Origin of the sequence: Delftia sp. DLF01 (genome assembly GCF_014852125.1) — a bacterium.
Taxonomy (GTDB): domain Bacteria; phylum Pseudomonadota; class Gammaproteobacteria; order Burkholderiales; family Burkholderiaceae_C; genus Comamonas; species Comamonas acidovorans.
In genome coordinates this window covers 317,800-332,472 of sequence record NZ_JACVAZ010000006.1, presented here as the reverse complement: position 1 = coordinate 332,472, position 14,673 = coordinate 317,800, and the positions used below count along the sequence as shown (strand labels likewise).

The window sequence follows — 14,673 nt, the reverse complement described above, 5'->3', positions numbered from 1 at the left end:
GGAATTGAAGTGAACTTCACTTCTATTCTCATGAGCGTTTTTGGCTTCAAAGAGCCGAGTTCTAAAGAACTTGGCTGTTCGCCTCAAACGCCCACGCTTATCGGCTGTATATTTTTAAGGATCGAAGCAGAGAATTTTTTCTTTGCTTCCGACTCGCTGCGATCAGCGAAGCCTTGAATTCTAGCACAGTTTTTAGCGTCGTTGCGATCAAATTTCTTCGATCTTTTTAACACCAGCGATCTGCATCGCTTCTCTTCAGCAGAGCCTTGCATTGTAGCACGTTTTTTCGTGCTGCCTACAAGACTTTTCTGACTCATCGCTGTCTGCAAGGCAGTGTGGCGACGAGGGATCGAACTATAGCATGGGTTTTTACCGATGGCGTGAAATTCGTGAACTTCCTTGCAGACCCGTGAAGAAGTCAGCGCCCCGCCCTCTGAAACCGGCCCGGAGCCTGCCCTGCGGGCAGGCTCCGGGCGGGGAGGCCTTGCTGCCTGCACCAGGAATCGGGCCCGCATAGATAATGCGCGCACGATGGCATTGATTACTTTGATAGACGCCCAACTGGCGTTCGGGCATGTGGCGCTTCTCGACCACGCCCAGTTTTCCCTGGAGAGCGGCGAACGTGTGGGCCTGATCGGTCGAAACGGCGCAGGGAAGTCCTCTTTGTTGAAGATTCTTGGCGGACTGGCCAAGGCCGATGACGGCCAGGTCCAGACACAGTCCGGTATCCGCATTACTTATGTGGCGCAGGAGCCGGTGCTTGTGCCCGAGCAGACGATCTTCGAGTCGGCGTCCGCCGGCATTGCCGAGGTGATCGCCGTGCGCGAGCGCTATCTGGCGGGTGGCGAGGGCGAGGATCTCGATGCGCTGCAGTCCCAGATCGAGGCCTATGACGCCTGGAATTGGGAGCAGCGCGTGGAAGAGACGCTGCAGCGGCTGCACCTGGATCCCGACGCCCTGGTGGGCACGTTGTCCGGGGGGATGAAGAAGCGCGTTGCGCTTTCCCAGGCGCTGGTGGCCCGTCCTGACGTGCTGCTGCTGGACGAGCCGACCAACCACCTGGACCTGGATGCCATCGAGTGGCTGGAGGAGCTGCTGCTGAACTTCAAGGGCAGCGTGGTGACCATTACCCACGACCGCTCCTTCCTGGACCGCGTCTCCACGCGCATCGTGGAGCTGGATCGTGGAACGCTGCGCTCCTATCCCGGCAATTTCGTTCAATACCAGCAAACCAAGGAAGATCAGCTGGCCCAGGAAGCCGTGATCAACGCCAAGGCCGACAAGCTGCTGGCCCAGGAGGAGGTGTGGATCCGCAAGGGCGTGGAGGCGCGCCGCACGCGCAGCCAGAGCCGCATCGGCCGATTGGAGCAATTGCGGGCCAACCGCGCTGCCCGCCGCGATGTGCTGGGCGGGGTGAAGATGGACATTGCCTCGGGCCGGGGCGATGGCTACCAGGGCAAGATCGTGGCCGAGCTGACCGATGTGGCCAAGTCCTTTGGCGACAAGCAGATCGTCTCGCATTTCAGCGCCACCATCCTGCGCGGTGACAAGGTGGGACTGATCGGGCCCAACGGTGCCGGCAAGACGACGCTGCTCAAGATGATTCTGGGCGAACTGGCGCCTGACAGCGGCAACGTGCGGCTGGGTGCGAATCTGCAGGTGGCTTACTTCGACCAGATGCGGCACCAGATCAACATGGATGCCACGCTGGAGGATTTCATCAGCCCCGGCAGCGAGTGGATAGAGATCGGCAACCAGAAAAAGCACGTGAAGAGCTATCTGTCGGACTTCCTGTTCTCTCCGGCACGCGCTCACTCTCCTGTGCGTTCACTGTCCGGCGGCGAGCGCAACCGCCTGCTGCTGGCACGCCTGTTTGCCCGCCCCGCGAATGTGCTGGTTCTGGACGAGCCGACCAACGACCTCGATATCGAGACGCTGGAGATGCTGGAAGACCTGCTGCAGAACTACGACGGCACGGTGTTCCTGGTCAGCCATGACCGCAGTTTCCTGGACAACGTCGTCACCAGCACCATTGCCTGGGAAGGGCCGGGCAAGTGGCGCGAATACGAAGGCGGCGTGCAGGACTGGCTGGACCAGTCGCGCCGCAGCCAGGATCTGGCCGAGGCTGCACAGCCCAAGCCTGCCAAGGAAGAGGCCAAGCCGACGGCGGTGCGCAGCGACAGCAAGCCCAAGCGCAAGCTCAGCTACAAGGAGCAGCGCGAGCTCGATCAGTTGCCCGAGACCATTGCATCTCTGGAGGCGGAGCAGAAATCCATTCGCGAGTCCCTGGCCGACGGCTCGCTGTATGCCAACGACAACTCCCGCGCCGTTCAGTTGCACCAGCGCGATGGCGAGATCGATGAGCAGCTGATGGAGGCGCTGGAGCGCTGGAGCGCCTTGTCCGAGTAAGCACCGTGTCGAACTGACAAAAAAAAGAGCGCCATGCGCTCTTTTTTTCATGGAGGCCGCCAGAGCGGGCCGTTGCGCTCAGATGCGGTGGTGCACCTGGTCCGAACCTATGCGCAGCTTGCCCAGCAAGGCGGCGGCGATCTGGTTGAGGGGCAGCACTTCGTCGGCAGCGCCGTGGGCGATGGCCTCGCGCGGCATGCCGAAGACGATGCAGCTGGCCTCGTCCTGCACGAGGTTGTAGCTGCCTGCATCGCGCATTTCGCGCATGGCGACCGCACCATCGGCGCCCATGCCGGTGAGCATGATGCCGTAGGCGTTGCGGCCCGCGCAGGCGGCCACCGACTTGAACAGCACTTCGACCGAAGGCTTGTGGCGATTCACCGGCGGGCTGTCATCGACCACGGCGACATAGTTGGCGCCGCTGCGCTGCACGGAGAAATGCTTGCCACCCGGGGCGATATAGGCATGACCGGGCAGCAGGCGCTCGCCGTGCTGCGCTTCCTTCACGGTCATCTGGCACAGGCTGTTGAGCCGGGCCGCGAAGCTGGTGGTGAAGCCCGGCGGCATGTGCTGGGTGATGACGATGGCCGGGCAGTCGGCCGGCAGATGGGTGAGCACTTCGCGGATGGCCTCGGTGCCGCCCGTGGAGGCGCCGATGGCAACCAGCTTCTCCGTGGAAAGCCGCCCCAGCAGCGACGTCGGTGCAGCCTGGCGCGGCACGGCCGAACCTGCAGAGGAAGCGACCGGCGCTGCCGCGCTGCCTGCGGCAGAGGCTGGACTGCGGGGAGCGACCGGCAGACGCCGTACCTGGGCCACGGCAGCAACGCGGATCTTGTCCACGATTTGCGCGGCCAGTTCCTGCAGGCCGTTGGAGACACCCACGCGCGGCTTGGCCACGAAGTCGATGGCGCCCAGCTCCAGTGCACGCATGGTGACCTCGGCGCCGCGTTCGGTCAGCGTGGAGATCATGACCACCGGCATGGGACGCAGGCGCATGAGCCGGCCCAGGAAGTCGATGCCATCCATGCGCGGCATTTCCACATCGAGCGTGATCACGTCGGGATTCATCTCGCGGATCATTTCGCGTGCGATCAACGGGTCATTGGCCGAGCCGATGCATTCCATGTCGTGCTGGCGATTGATGATCTCGGACAGCAGACTGCGTACCAACGCAGAGTCGTCCACCACGATCACCCTGATTTTCCTGTCCATTCCTTTGAACCTTCCTCAAAACAGGTCGACCGAGCCGCCTGCCGTATTGCGTGCCACGACGGCTGCATTGCCGCGCGTGAATTCCTGCTGTACCAGCTCCTCCGGATGGGCATGTGCCAGGCGCTTGACCATGGCCTTGCCGCTGGCGGGGAAGAACACCACCTTGCGAGGGTAGATATCCAGCACATCCTCCGAGACGATGGGGATGCGTTCGGTCTGCAGATACTGCGTGACGAAGGCGGTATTGCGTTCGCCCACGTTCATGGTGGTGAAGTTGTGCATCACCTGCCCGCCGCCGAAGATCTTGGCCTGCAGCGACTCGCGCCGGGCACCGAGCTTGAGCATTTCGTTGATCAGCAACTCCATGGCGTACGAGCCGTAGCGGCCCGATGCATCGGCAGAGTCGCCGTCGGGCAGCATGAAATGGTTCATGCCGCCCACGCGCATGGTGCGGTCCCAGATGCAGGCCGAGATGCAAGAGCCCAGCACGGTGACCAGGATCACATCCTCGTTGGAGACAAAGTATTCGCCGGGCAGCACCTTGACGGCGTTGTGCTGGAAATGCGGGTCGTAATAGAAGAACGAAGCCTCGCCAGGGTAGCGCTGCTGGCGCTTGAGCTGCTCCAGCGAGGAACGCGGCACCGGATCGCCCGGTGCCGGATAGTCTGCAGCGGTATAGCTGTTGATGCGCGGCATGCGGCGACGCTCCGAGGGCGCCGGTGGCGGTGCGAAGGCAGGGCGGTCTCCGATCATGGGAGCACCCCCTGGCGTGCGGCAAGACCTGCGTCAGCGGCGCTCATAGACGGTCTTCCCCTTGAGCGTGAACAGATCGCGCGATTCACTGAAGTTCTCGGCATGCCCGACGAACAACAGGCCACCGGGCTTCATCACGCGGTGGATGCGCTCCAGCACACGGCGCTGCGTGGCCGCGTCGAAGTAGATCATCACGTTGCGGCAGAAGACCACGTCGAAGGGGTCGCGGAACGGCCAGTCGTCACGGATCAGGTTGACGTTGAGAAACTCCACCAGGCGGCGCAGTTCGGGCTTGACGCGCACCAGACCCGCATTGCCGGCCTTGCCCCGCAGGAAGAAGCGGTGCAGGCGCTCGGCGCTCATGCCCTTGATGCTTTCGGCGCGGTAGACGCCGGCCGATGCCGTGTCCAGCACGCGCGAATCGATGTCGCTGGCCTGCAGCTGAAAGCTGGGCGTGGCACCCAGCGCTTCCAGCGCCGTCATGACGATGGAGTAAGGCTCTTCCCCGGTCGAGGCCGCATTGCACCAGACCTTCCAGGCCGTGCCGGCCGGCTTGCTGCGCAGATGCTGGGCAAAGATCTCGAAATGGTGCTGCTCGCGAAAGAACGCCGTGAGATTGGTGGTCAGCGCGTTCACGAACTCCTGCCACTCCACGCCGTCGGACTGCGACTCCAGCCAGTCCAGGTAGGTGGAGAAGCTGTCGTAGCCCGTCTCGCGCAGGCGCCGCGACAGGCGGCTGTAGACCATGGCGTGCTTGCCATCGTGCAGGCTGATGCCGGCCCGCTGGTAGATCAGCGCCTGTACGCGGGCAAAGTCCCGCGACGACCATTCGAATTCGCGCCCCTGGGCCAGGGGCCCGTTGGCATCCCCGTCGTCGGCGACGGGACGTGCGGCCAGTGCCGCATTGGATGAGCCGGATCGCATGAGGGCGCTCAGTGCAAGAACGGGTCTCAGTCGACCGAGGCGACCAGGCCCATGTCCACGTTGTTCATGAGCTTTTCGATGTCCAGCAGGATGAGCATGCGCTCGCCCACGGAACCCAGGCCCAGAATGCAGCCGCTGTCGATGGCGCTTTCGATGTCCGGCGCGGGGCGCACGGCTTCGGGAGCCAGTTCCATCACGTCGCTGACCGAGTCCACCACGATGCCCACCACGCGGTTGCGCAGGTTCAGGATGATGACGACGGTGAAGCTGTTGTATTCCACCTGGGAGCAGTTGAACTTCAGCCGCATGTCCACGATGGGCACGATGGTGCCGCGCAGATTGACCACGCCCTTGATGAATTCCGGCGCATTGGCGATGCGGGTCGGCGGCTCGTAGCCGCGGATTTCCTGCACCTTCAGGATGTCGATGCCGTATTCCTCCTGGTCCAGGCGGAAGGTCAGGTACTCGCGCGCGCCGGTGGCGACGCCTTCTGCGGTCTTAGCGATCACGCTCATTGCTCAGCTCCTCAACTGTCGGGCCCGCGCCGTGGTGGCGAAGGCCATGGTTTCTTGGCGGCGCGCAGGCACTGCCTGCGGCGCCGTCGATTGTCGTCAGGTATCCCTGTCCCGTTCAGTGGCGTGCACGACGCACCAGCGCGCCGGTGTCCAGAATCAGCGCCACCGTGCCATCGCCCAGGATGGTGGCGCCCGAAACGTTGGGCACCTTGCGGTAGTTCGATTCAAGGTTCTTGACCACCACCTGGTGCTGGCCCAGCAGCTCGTCGACCAGCAGGGCCACGCGGCTGCCGTCGGACTCGACCACCACCATGATGTTGCTGGACTGGCTGGTGTCGCTGCGCGGCACGCGGAAGGTCTTTTCCAGCGCGAACACGGGCATGTACTCGTCGCGGACCTTGACCAGCTGCGTGCCGTTGGCCACGGTGTTGACGTCTTCGGCCTTGACTAGGAAGGACTCGACCACCGAGGACAGCGGCAGGATATAGACCTCGTCGCTGACGCCGACCGACATGCCATCCATGATGGCCAGGGTCAGTGGCAGGCGAACGGCCACGCGCATGCCCTTGCCCTGGGTGGACTCGATCTCGACCGAGCCGCCCAGCGCCGCGATATTGCGCTTGACCACGTCCATGCCCACGCCGCGCCCGGACACGTCGGTGACGACGTCGGCCGTGGAGAAGCCCGGCGCGAAGATCAGTTGCCAGACCTCCTGATCGGGCATGTTGTCCGAGACATCCATGCCGCGCTCGCGGGCCTTCTGCAGAATCCGCTCGCGGTTCATGCCGCGCCCGTCGTCGCGCACCTCGATGACGATGGAGCCGCCCTGATGGGAGGCTGCCAGCGTCAGCGTGCCGTGCTCGGACTTGCCGGCCGCCAGGCGGTCCTCGGGCATTTCGATGCCGTGGTCCACGCTGTTGCGCACCAGATGGGTCAGCGGGTCGGTGATCTTTTCGACCAGTCCCTTGTCCAGCTCCGTGGCCTCGCCCAGCGTGATCAGGTCGATCTTCTTGCCCAGCTTGCCGGCCAGGTCGCGCAGCATGCGCGGGAAACGGCTGAACACGGTGGACATGGGAATCATGCGGATGGACATCACCGACTCCTGCAGATCGCGCGTATTGCGATCCAGGTCGGCCAGGCCTGCCAGCAGTTGCTGGTAGGCCGATGCGTCCAGTCCGTGGCTGTTTTGCGCCAGCATGGCCTGGGTGATGACCAGCTCGCCGACCAGGTTGATGAGCTGGTCGACCTTGGACACCGACACGCGGATGCTGGTGGACTCCATCTGCGCCTGCTGCGTCTGGGCCGCCGTCTTGGCGGCGGGCTTGGCCACGGCGCCGGCCGGCTGGATGGCCAGCGCGCCATCGGCCTGGGGCATGCCGGGCGCGCCGTTGAAGAAGCCATAGGCCTCATCGGCAGGCGGGATGGCGGCCGAGGCCAGGGCGGCATCGGGGTCGTGCGCATGCTCTTCAGCGGCCGGGGCTTGCGCCGCCGCCGCTGCGGGTGCTGCTTCGGCAGAGGCTCCGGCCGCCGTGATGCGGACCTGCTCCTTGGCCACGTGGAAGGCGAAGAGATCGAGCAGGTCGTCGTCGGTGGACGAGGTCTGCACGTCAAAGAGGCGGCTTTGCGGCTGATCGCAGGCCAGGTCCTCGATGCGTCCCAGGCCGGGAATGTCGCGGAACAGCTCCTTGATGGCCTCGGCCATCTCCAGGCGCTCCAGCGGACCGATCAGGATATGCAGCGAACGTCCGCCGGTGCTGGGTGCCGTGCCGACGGCGCCGCCCGAGACAGGTGCTGCAGCAACCGGGGCCGGAGCCTGCGCTGGCGCAGCCACAGGGGCTGGAGCCGGGGTCGGTGCGGGAGCCGGCGCTGCCGCTGCAGGTACGGCGCTGCGGCCTTCCGCCAGCGTCTCGATGCGTGCCACCAGATCCGTGGTGGACAGGGCCTCGCCCTCGTTGCCGGCCTGGTGGCGTGCCAGCAGGCTGCGGCTGGCATCCGCCGACTCCAGCAACACATCGACCATCTCCGGAATCGGTGTGATCTCGTGCCGGCGCAGCCGGTCGAGCAGCGACTCCATGCGGTGCGTCAGCTCGGTCACGTCGGCAAAGCCGAAAGTGGCCGCCCCGCCCTTGATCGAGTGCGCGCATCGGAAGATGCCGTTGAGTTCCTCGTCATTGGCCGCTGACAGATCCAGATTCAGCAGCATCTGCTCCATCTGGTCGAGGTTCTCGGCCGCTTCTTCGAAGAAGATTTGATAGAACTGGCTCAGGTCGAAGTCTGCGCCCGCTCCTGCCCCATCCTGGTGTAGATCCGCCATCTTTGGTCCTGCTGTTTCCTGTTGCCCGTACTTATCGGCTCAACGCATTACTTTCTGAATGACTTCGATCAAACGGTTTGGATCGAAGGGCTTGACCAGCCAGCCCGTGGCGCCCGCGGCGCGTCCGGCCTGCTTCATCTGGTCGCTGGATTCGGTGGTGAGAATGAGAATCGGCGTGTTCTGGAACTTGGGGTCTTCGCGCAGCTTGCGGGTCAGGCCGATGCCATCCAGACGCGGCATGTTCTGGTCGGCCAGCACCAGGTCGACTTGTTCGAGCTGTGCCTTTTCGAGCGCATCCACGCCGTCAACCGCCTCCACAACGCGAAATCCCGCCCCTGCGAGGGTGAACGCCACCATCTTTCGCATCGAGGGGGAATCATCAACAGCCAGAATCGATCGCATGTATAGCTCCAACAGACGGGCAATAAAAGGTAGAAGAGTGCATGGTCAGTGGTCAGAACAGCTCGACCGAGCCAGCATCCATCTCGCTTTGCGTGACGGGATTGGGCCGGTCGGGTATCGCCGGCAGGCCCAGGGAATCGTCCTCCCCCTCGTCCACGCCCATGGTGGCTGCGGCCAACTGGAACGCGCAGCCTTGCAAAATCTTCGTAATATGGGCGATCAACTGGGAGGACATGTCGTGAAACTGCAACTCGGTCACCGCCAACCGAAGCGTGGACCGCGCGGCGTCCAGCTCGGGCAAGGCGCCTAGCGCCTCACCGGCCAGCTGGCCGTGGGTCTCGTCGAAACGGTCCAGCAGGTTCTGCGTTGCATGATTGAGAAGGCCTTCCAGGCGCTGCAGATCGCGCATCGCCACCAGCAAGGCATCCTGCAGGTCTGCGGCCACCATGACGGGCATGGGGACGGCAGGCTCGCCCGAAGGCTTGTGCATTGACTGCATTGTTACTCCACCACCAGCGTTTCAGCCCAATGTTCGCCATGCTCTGCAGCATGGCCAGCCCTTGTCAATCGTCCCCAGGAATGCAGCGCATCCCTTGATATACACGACCACTTGCATTTATGTTCCAAAATGTATCTCATGATAGCGCCCCCGGGGATGCCAGACCACCGCACAAGCCCTTGCGCATATTGCACATCGAGGATTCGGCGGCCGACCAGGCGCTGGCGCGGCTGAGCCTGCTGCGCGGCGGACTGGTCTGCGAGATTGTCGCGGTCGACCTGCTCGATGATGCCGCAGCCGCGCTGCAGAGCCAGGCATTCGACCTCATCCTGGCCGACTACCACCTGCCCGGCTTCACGGCGCTGGACGCCTGGGAGCTGGTGCGCCGCCAGCCCGGGCATCCGCCCTTTGTGCTGCTGTCCGGCGCCATCGGCGAGTCGGCCGCCGTGGACGTGATGCGCGAGGGCATCAGCGACTACCTGCTCAAGGACCACATCACGCGCCTGCCCCATGTGGTCTCGCATGCGCTGGAAGTGCACGAGGCCCGCCTGGCGCGCCGCCGCGCGGCGGCCGAGCTGGCGGCGTCCGAGCGGCGCCTGGCCGATCTGACCGAGCATCTGCAGACCTCCACCGAACGGGAACGCGCCAGCATTGCCCGCGAGATCCACGATGACATCGGCGGCTCGCTGACCTCGGTGAAGTTCGATGTGGCCTGGATTGCGCGCAATGCGCCCGAGGGCGGACTGCGCGAGCATGCGCTGGCCGCGCTGGAAATGCTGGAGCATGCGCTGGGTGCAAGCCAGCGCATCATGATGAACCTGCGCCCGCCCGTGCTGGACCAGGGACTGGTGGCCGCCGTGCAGTGGCTGGCCGAGAATTTCGAGCGCCGCACGGGCGTGCCCACCCGGGTGCGCAGCAGCCGCGAGAGCATGGACATCGCGCCCGACATCCAGGTCGTGGCCTACCGCACGGCCCAGGAAGCGCTGACCAACGTCGGCAAATATGCCCAGGCGCGCCATGTGGACATCGATCTCTCGGACCGCGAAGGCTTTCTCACGCTGGAGGTGACGGACGACGGCGTGGGCCTGGCCGAAGGCGCGCGCGACAAGCCCGAATCCTTCGGTTTGCGCGGTCTGGGCGAGCGTGCGCGCACCGTTCAGGGCTGGCTGGATGTCAGCAGTCAAGCCGGGCGAGGAACCTCGGTCATCGTCTCCATTCCGCTGGACGATGGCGGCACTTGCCCTAATATCCCGGGCAATGAATGCTGAACGCCATGGCGGCGTGACCCTTTTTCCAGGAGGCCGACTTTGATCCACGTGGTGCTGTGCGACGACCATGCGGTGCTGCGCCGGGGCATCCGTGACACCCTGGCCGAGGCAGTGGACATCAGCGTCACCGCCGAAGCAGGCAGCTATGCCGAGCTGCGCGAACAGCTGCGCACCGCCACCTGCGACGTGCTGCTGCTGGACATCAACATGCCCGGCCGCAGTGGCCTGGAAGCCCTGGCCAGCGTGCGCGAAACCCATCCGCTGATCAAGGTGCTCATGGTCTCCATGTACCCCGAGGATCAGTACGCGCTGCGCTGCCTGAAGGCGGGCGCGCAGGGCTACGCCAACAAGGCAGGCGACCCGGTGCTGCTGATCGAGGCGGTGCGTACCGTGGCCACGGGGCGCAAGTACCTGACGTCCGAAGTGGCCCAGATGCTGGCCGACAGCCTGGCCCAGCCCGCACCCCAGGTGCCCCATGAAAGCCTGTCCGAGCGCGAGCTGCAGACCCTGATCAAGATCGCGGCCGGGCAGCGGCTGACCGACATCGCCACCGAGCTGATGCTCAGCCCCAAGACCGTCAGCGTCTACCGGGCGCGCGTGCTGGAAAAACTGCAGATGAGCAGCAATGCCGAACTCACGGCCTACGCCATCCACAACCAGCTGATCTGAGGCTTTTGCGGCCGACAGGCCTGTAAATCTGTTGTTTTTCACAACTGCTTACATTGAAGTTCCAAATACCGCGATGCCGCGCTGCAGCAAGGCGACCAGGGGCTGCTCGAGCAGCGGCAGCGTGGCCATCAATCCCGTCAGGCCCACGGTGAGCGTGACCGGAAAACCCACGGCATAGATGTTCATCTGCGGCGCCACGCGCGAAATGATGCCCAGCACCAGGTTCACGAACAGCAGCATGGCGACCATGGGCAGGGCGATCCAGAAGGCACTGGCGAAGACCGCCGCCCCCATCTCGTGCAGCCGCATCTGGTTGATGGCCTGCAGGAAGCTGCCGTCCACAGGAAACGCCTCGTAACTCTTGAGCACGGCCATCAGCACCAGCAGGTGCCCGTTGATGACGATGAACAGCAGCGTGGAAATCTGGACCATGAAGCGCGCCACCGCGCTGAGCTGGGCATTCGTGGTCGGATCGAAGAAGCTGGCGAAGTTCAGGCCCATCTGCAGGCCGACCACCTCGCCTGCGACCTCCACGGCGGCAAACACCAGGCGCACGGCAAAGCCCACGGCCAGCCCCACGCCGACCTGCTGTATCAGCGTGCCCAGCGCCTGCGGCGAGTTGATGCCGATCACGGGCTGGTCGCCCAGCACGGGCTGCGCGCACACCGCGACCAGGAAGGCCAGGCCGATCTTCAGCCGCATGGGAATGACGCGCTGCGAGAACACGGGGGCCACGGAGAACATGGCCAGCACGCGCAGAAACGGCCAGAGAACGGGCGACAGCCACGCCACCAGTTGGGCTTCGCTGAAGGTGATCACAGTGGCGTTTCCAGTGCGCGGCGCAGGGCTCAACCCACCGCCTGCGGAATGGTCTCGATGGTGCGGCGGATGAAGTCCACCAGCGTGCTCAGCATCCACGGACCGGCAATGGCAAACACCAGCACGGCGGAGATGAGCTTGGGCACGAAGGCCAGCGTGGCCTCATGCACCTGGGTCACCGCCTGGAAGACGCTGACGGCCAGGCCCACGGCCAGCACCACGCCCAGCACGGGCATGGAGATCATGAGCAGCAAGGTCAGTGCCTCGCGGCCGAAGGTGAGCACGTATTGGGAGGTCATGGAAGGATTTCCAAAAAGAGCGGGGCTAGACGGCGAAGCTGGCGGCCAGCGAGCCTATGAGCAGGTTCCAGCCATCGGCCAGCACGAAGAGCATGAGCTTGAACGGCAAGGCCACCAGCACGGGCGACAGCATCATCATGCCCAGGGACATCAGGATCGAGGACACGACCATGTCGATGACCAGGAAGGGGATGAAGATCATGAAGCCGATCTGGAACGCGGTCTTCAGCTCGCTGGTCACGAAGGCGGGCACCAGCACGCGCAGCGGTGCGGTCTCGCTGGTGACGCCTGCATCGAGCTTGGCCAGCCGTGCGAACAGCGCAAAGTCCGACTGGCGCGTCTGCTTGAGCATGAAGTCGCGCATGGGCGCCTCGGCCTTCTCAATGGCCTGCTCGAAGGTCACAGCATTCGTGGTGTAGGGCACGTAGGCCTCCTGGTACACGCGGTCCAGGGTGGGGCCCATGACGAACAGCGTCAGGAACAGCGACAGGCCGATGATCACCTGGTTGGGCGGCGCCGACTGCGTGCCCAGCGCCTGGCGCATCAGCGACAGCACGATGACGATGCGGGTGAAGCCCGTCATCATCAGCAGGATGGCCGGCAGGAAGGACAGCGCCGTGAAGAACAGCAGGGTCTGGATGGGCACCGAAAAGCTGGTGCCACCGCTGCCCTGGCCGATGACCAGCGGAAGGCTGGCGGGCGCGCCCTGTGCCCAGGAGGCCAGGGGCGTGGCGCAGCACAGCGCCAGCGCTGCGGCGCCAGCGGCCTGGCTCAGCGTGCGCGCCGGGCGCTTGCAGGAATATTCAGACATTCGCACCGTCCGCAGGCAGGCTGCGCGCTTGCGCCATCGCAGCCGAAAAATCAGCAGGGGCCGGGGCCTGCAGCACATGCAGGCACTGGATGCTTTGCGCCGTGACGCCCAGCACCAGACGCACGGTCTGTGCGCCCTCGCCCACTTCCACCGTCACCACCCGCTGCTGCGGGCCCACGCCCACGGCGCCCAGCACCCGCGACTGCAGGCCGGCGGCACCGCGCAGCGCAGCCGTGCGCTGCTGGAAGCGGCGCAGCAGCCAGGGCAGAGCGGCCATGGCCGTGACCAGGGCCACCACCGTGAGCAGGGTCGGCCACAGCGGGCCCATGCCGGCGCTCTCAGCCACGGCTGACCCGGCGCAGGCGCTCGGACGGCGTGACCACGTCGGTCAGGCGGATACCGAATTTGTCGTTGACCACCACCACCTCGCCCTGGGCGATCAGGTAGCCGTTGACCAGCACGTCCATGGGCTCGCCGGCCAGTGCGTCGAGTTCGACCACCGAGCCCTGGGCCAGTTGCAGGATGTACTTGATCGGCACCTTGGTGCGGCCCAGCTCCACCGACAGCTGCACCGGAATGTCCAGCACCATGTTGATGTCGTTGACCGGCACATCGCCGCCACCGGCGTAGGGACGCACGGGCTCGCCCGTCAGCGGGCCGCCCTGCTCCTCTTCCAGCTTGGCGTCGCGCTCGCGCTGCTCGTCCAATGCCTCTGCCCAGCCCGAGAACGGATCATCGCCAGCGGGCTTTTGCGTATCTTCAGTTGCCATTGTTTTCTCCCATCCAGCCAGCGTCGGCGCCACGCAGGCAGTTCTCGACGCGGATTGCGTACTTGTCGTTGTGAGTGCCGTACTGGCACTCGAAAATCGGAACGCCGCCAATGGAGGCGCGGATCAGCGGCTCGCGGTCGAGTTCGATGAAATCGCCGGGGCGCATGGCCAGCAGCTGCTCCACCGTGGCGTCGGCACGTGCCAGTTCGGCCACCAGGGTCACCTCGGCGGCCTGGATCTCGCGCTTGAGCACCTTGACCCAGCGGCGGTCCACTTCGATGGAGTCGCCCTGTGTCGAGGAATACAGCACATCACGGATGGGCTCCAGCGTTGCATAGGGCATGCAGATGTGGATGGAGCCCGAGATGTCGCCGATCTCCAGCTGAAAGGCCGTGGACACGACGATTTCGCTGGGCGTGGCGATGTTGGCGAACTGCGGCTGCATCTCCGAACGCTGGTAGCCCAGCTCCAGCGGATAGATGCCGTGCCAGGCCTTCTTGTATTCCTCGCAGATCACGTTGACCAGGCGGTTGATCACGCGCTGCTCGGTGTGCGAGAAGTCTCGCCCTTCGATACGCGTCTGCAGCCGGCCCGTGCCGCCGTACAGCGTATCGATGACACCGAACACCAGCGAGGGGTCGCAGACCACCAGGCCGCTGCCGCGCAGCGGACGGATGGCGACGATGTTGAAGTTGGTGGGCACCACCAGCTCGCGCAGGAAGGCGCTGTAGCGCTGCACCGACACCGTGCCCACGGACACTTCGGGGCTGCGGCGGATGAAGTTGAACAGGCCGATGCGGAAGTTGCGGGCAAAGCGCTCATTGACGATTTCCATCGTCGGCATGCGCCCGCGCACGATGCGCTCCTGGCTGGAGATGTCGTACTGGCGGATGATGCCCGCCTCGACCTCCTCGGTCGTGGATTTCTGGCTCTCGCCGGTCACGCCCTCCAAAAGGGCATCGACTTCTTCCTGGGAGAGAAACGAATCGCTCATGGCGCCTGGCCTCCC

The 14,673-nt window shown here is 64.6% G+C and carries 16 protein-coding genes; 3 read left to right on the top strand and 13 right to left on the bottom strand.

The genetic code is table 11. From position 1 onward, the window contains the following. The first annotated feature begins 531 nt into the window (after positions 1-531). Positions 532-2,409, top strand: a complete 1,878-nt coding sequence (locus IB269_RS27300) for an ATP-binding cassette domain-containing protein (protein WP_043822552.1) — start codon at positions 532-534, stop codon at positions 2,407-2,409. A gap of 78 nt (positions 2,410-2,487) precedes the next feature. On the opposite strand, the gene IB269_RS27295 is transcribed toward IB269_RS27300, so the two are convergent. From IB269_RS27295 to IB269_RS27265, 7 genes are all read right to left on the bottom strand, one after another. Then, the gene (locus IB269_RS27295) at positions 2,488-3,621 is read right to left on the bottom strand and encodes a protein-glutamate methylesterase/protein-glutamine glutaminase (RefSeq protein ID WP_096914209.1); all 1,134 of its coding nucleotides are present in this window, start codon (positions 3,619-3,621) and stop codon (positions 2,488-2,490) included. Between the two features lie 15 nt (positions 3,622-3,636). Continuing rightward, positions 3,637-4,374 (bottom strand): chemoreceptor glutamine deamidase CheD, encoded by a 738-nt coding sequence (gene cheD / locus IB269_RS27290; protein ID WP_012202590.1) that lies wholly within the window; start codon positions 4,372-4,374, stop codon positions 3,637-3,639. 33 nt (positions 4,375-4,407) lie between these two features. Next, positions 4,408-5,298 carry a CheR family methyltransferase gene (locus IB269_RS27285; protein WP_013800375.1) on the bottom strand — a complete coding sequence of 297 codons (891 nt, stop codon included), beginning with the start codon at positions 5,296-5,298 and terminating at the stop codon, positions 4,408-4,410. A gap of 26 nt (positions 5,299-5,324) precedes the next feature. Continuing rightward, positions 5,325-5,813: a chemotaxis protein CheW gene (locus tag IB269_RS27280; protein WP_012202588.1), complete on the bottom strand. Its 489-nt coding sequence runs from the start codon at positions 5,811-5,813 to the stop codon at positions 5,325-5,327. Between the two features lie 115 nt (positions 5,814-5,928). Then, positions 5,929-8,127: a chemotaxis protein CheW gene (locus tag IB269_RS27275; RefSeq protein WP_192368779.1), complete on the bottom strand. Its 2,199-nt coding sequence runs from the start codon at positions 8,125-8,127 to the stop codon at positions 5,929-5,931. Between the two features lie 39 nt (positions 8,128-8,166). Beyond that, on the bottom strand, positions 8,167-8,529 hold the full coding sequence (locus IB269_RS27270; protein ID WP_012202586.1) for a response regulator: 363 nt from the start codon (positions 8,527-8,529) through the stop codon (positions 8,167-8,169). A gap of 52 nt (positions 8,530-8,581) precedes the next feature. After that, positions 8,582-9,028 (bottom strand): hypothetical protein, encoded by a 447-nt coding sequence (locus tag IB269_RS27265; RefSeq protein WP_012202585.1) that lies wholly within the window; start codon positions 9,026-9,028, stop codon positions 8,582-8,584. Positions 9,029-9,147: 119 nt separating this feature from the next. On the opposite strand from IB269_RS27265, the gene IB269_RS27260 reads away from it, so the two are divergent. Together IB269_RS27260 and IB269_RS27255 are read left to right on the top strand one after the other, a co-directional pair. Further along, the gene (locus tag IB269_RS27260; RefSeq protein ID WP_065346514.1) at positions 9,148-10,296 is read left to right on the top strand and encodes a response regulator; all 1,149 of its coding nucleotides are present in this window, start codon (positions 9,148-9,150) and stop codon (positions 10,294-10,296) included. A 39-nt stretch (positions 10,297-10,335) separates the two neighbouring features. Continuing rightward, positions 10,336-10,965 (top strand): response regulator transcription factor, encoded by a 630-nt coding sequence (locus IB269_RS27255; protein WP_012202583.1) that lies wholly within the window; start codon positions 10,336-10,338, stop codon positions 10,963-10,965. A gap of 48 nt (positions 10,966-11,013) precedes the next feature. Here IB269_RS27255 and fliR read toward each other — a convergent pair whose 3' ends face one another. From fliR to fliM, 6 genes are read right to left on the bottom strand one after another with little or no spacing between them, the layout of a single operon-like run. Continuing rightward, positions 11,014-11,784, bottom strand: coding sequence for a flagellar biosynthetic protein FliR (gene fliR / locus IB269_RS27250; RefSeq protein ID WP_012202582.1), 771 nt, complete (start codon positions 11,782-11,784; stop codon positions 11,014-11,016). Positions 11,785-11,813: 29 nt separating this feature from the next. After that, entirely contained in the window at positions 11,814-12,083 is a 270-nt protein-coding gene (gene fliQ, locus IB269_RS27245) for a flagellar biosynthesis protein FliQ (RefSeq protein WP_012202581.1), read from the bottom strand. 25 nt (positions 12,084-12,108) lie between these two features. Then, positions 12,109-12,894: a flagellar type III secretion system pore protein FliP gene (gene fliP / locus IB269_RS27240; protein WP_012202580.1), complete on the bottom strand. Its 786-nt coding sequence runs from the start codon at positions 12,892-12,894 to the stop codon at positions 12,109-12,111. Continuing rightward, positions 12,887-13,222, bottom strand: a complete 336-nt coding sequence (locus IB269_RS27235) for a FliO/MopB family protein (protein WP_012202579.1) — start codon at positions 13,220-13,222, stop codon at positions 12,887-12,889. Before IB269_RS27235 ends, fliP begins: the two co-directional genes overlap by 8 nt. Positions 13,223-13,232: 10 nt before the next feature. Continuing rightward, positions 13,233-13,664, bottom strand: coding sequence for a flagellar motor switch protein FliN (gene fliN, locus IB269_RS27230; protein WP_013800372.1), 432 nt, complete (start codon positions 13,662-13,664; stop codon positions 13,233-13,235). Next, entirely contained in the window at positions 13,654-14,658 is a 1,005-nt protein-coding gene (gene fliM / locus IB269_RS27225) for a flagellar motor switch protein FliM (protein WP_012202577.1), read from the bottom strand. The genes fliN and fliM overlap by 11 nt, the downstream gene beginning before the upstream one ends. Positions 14,659-14,673 lie beyond the last annotated feature (15 nt).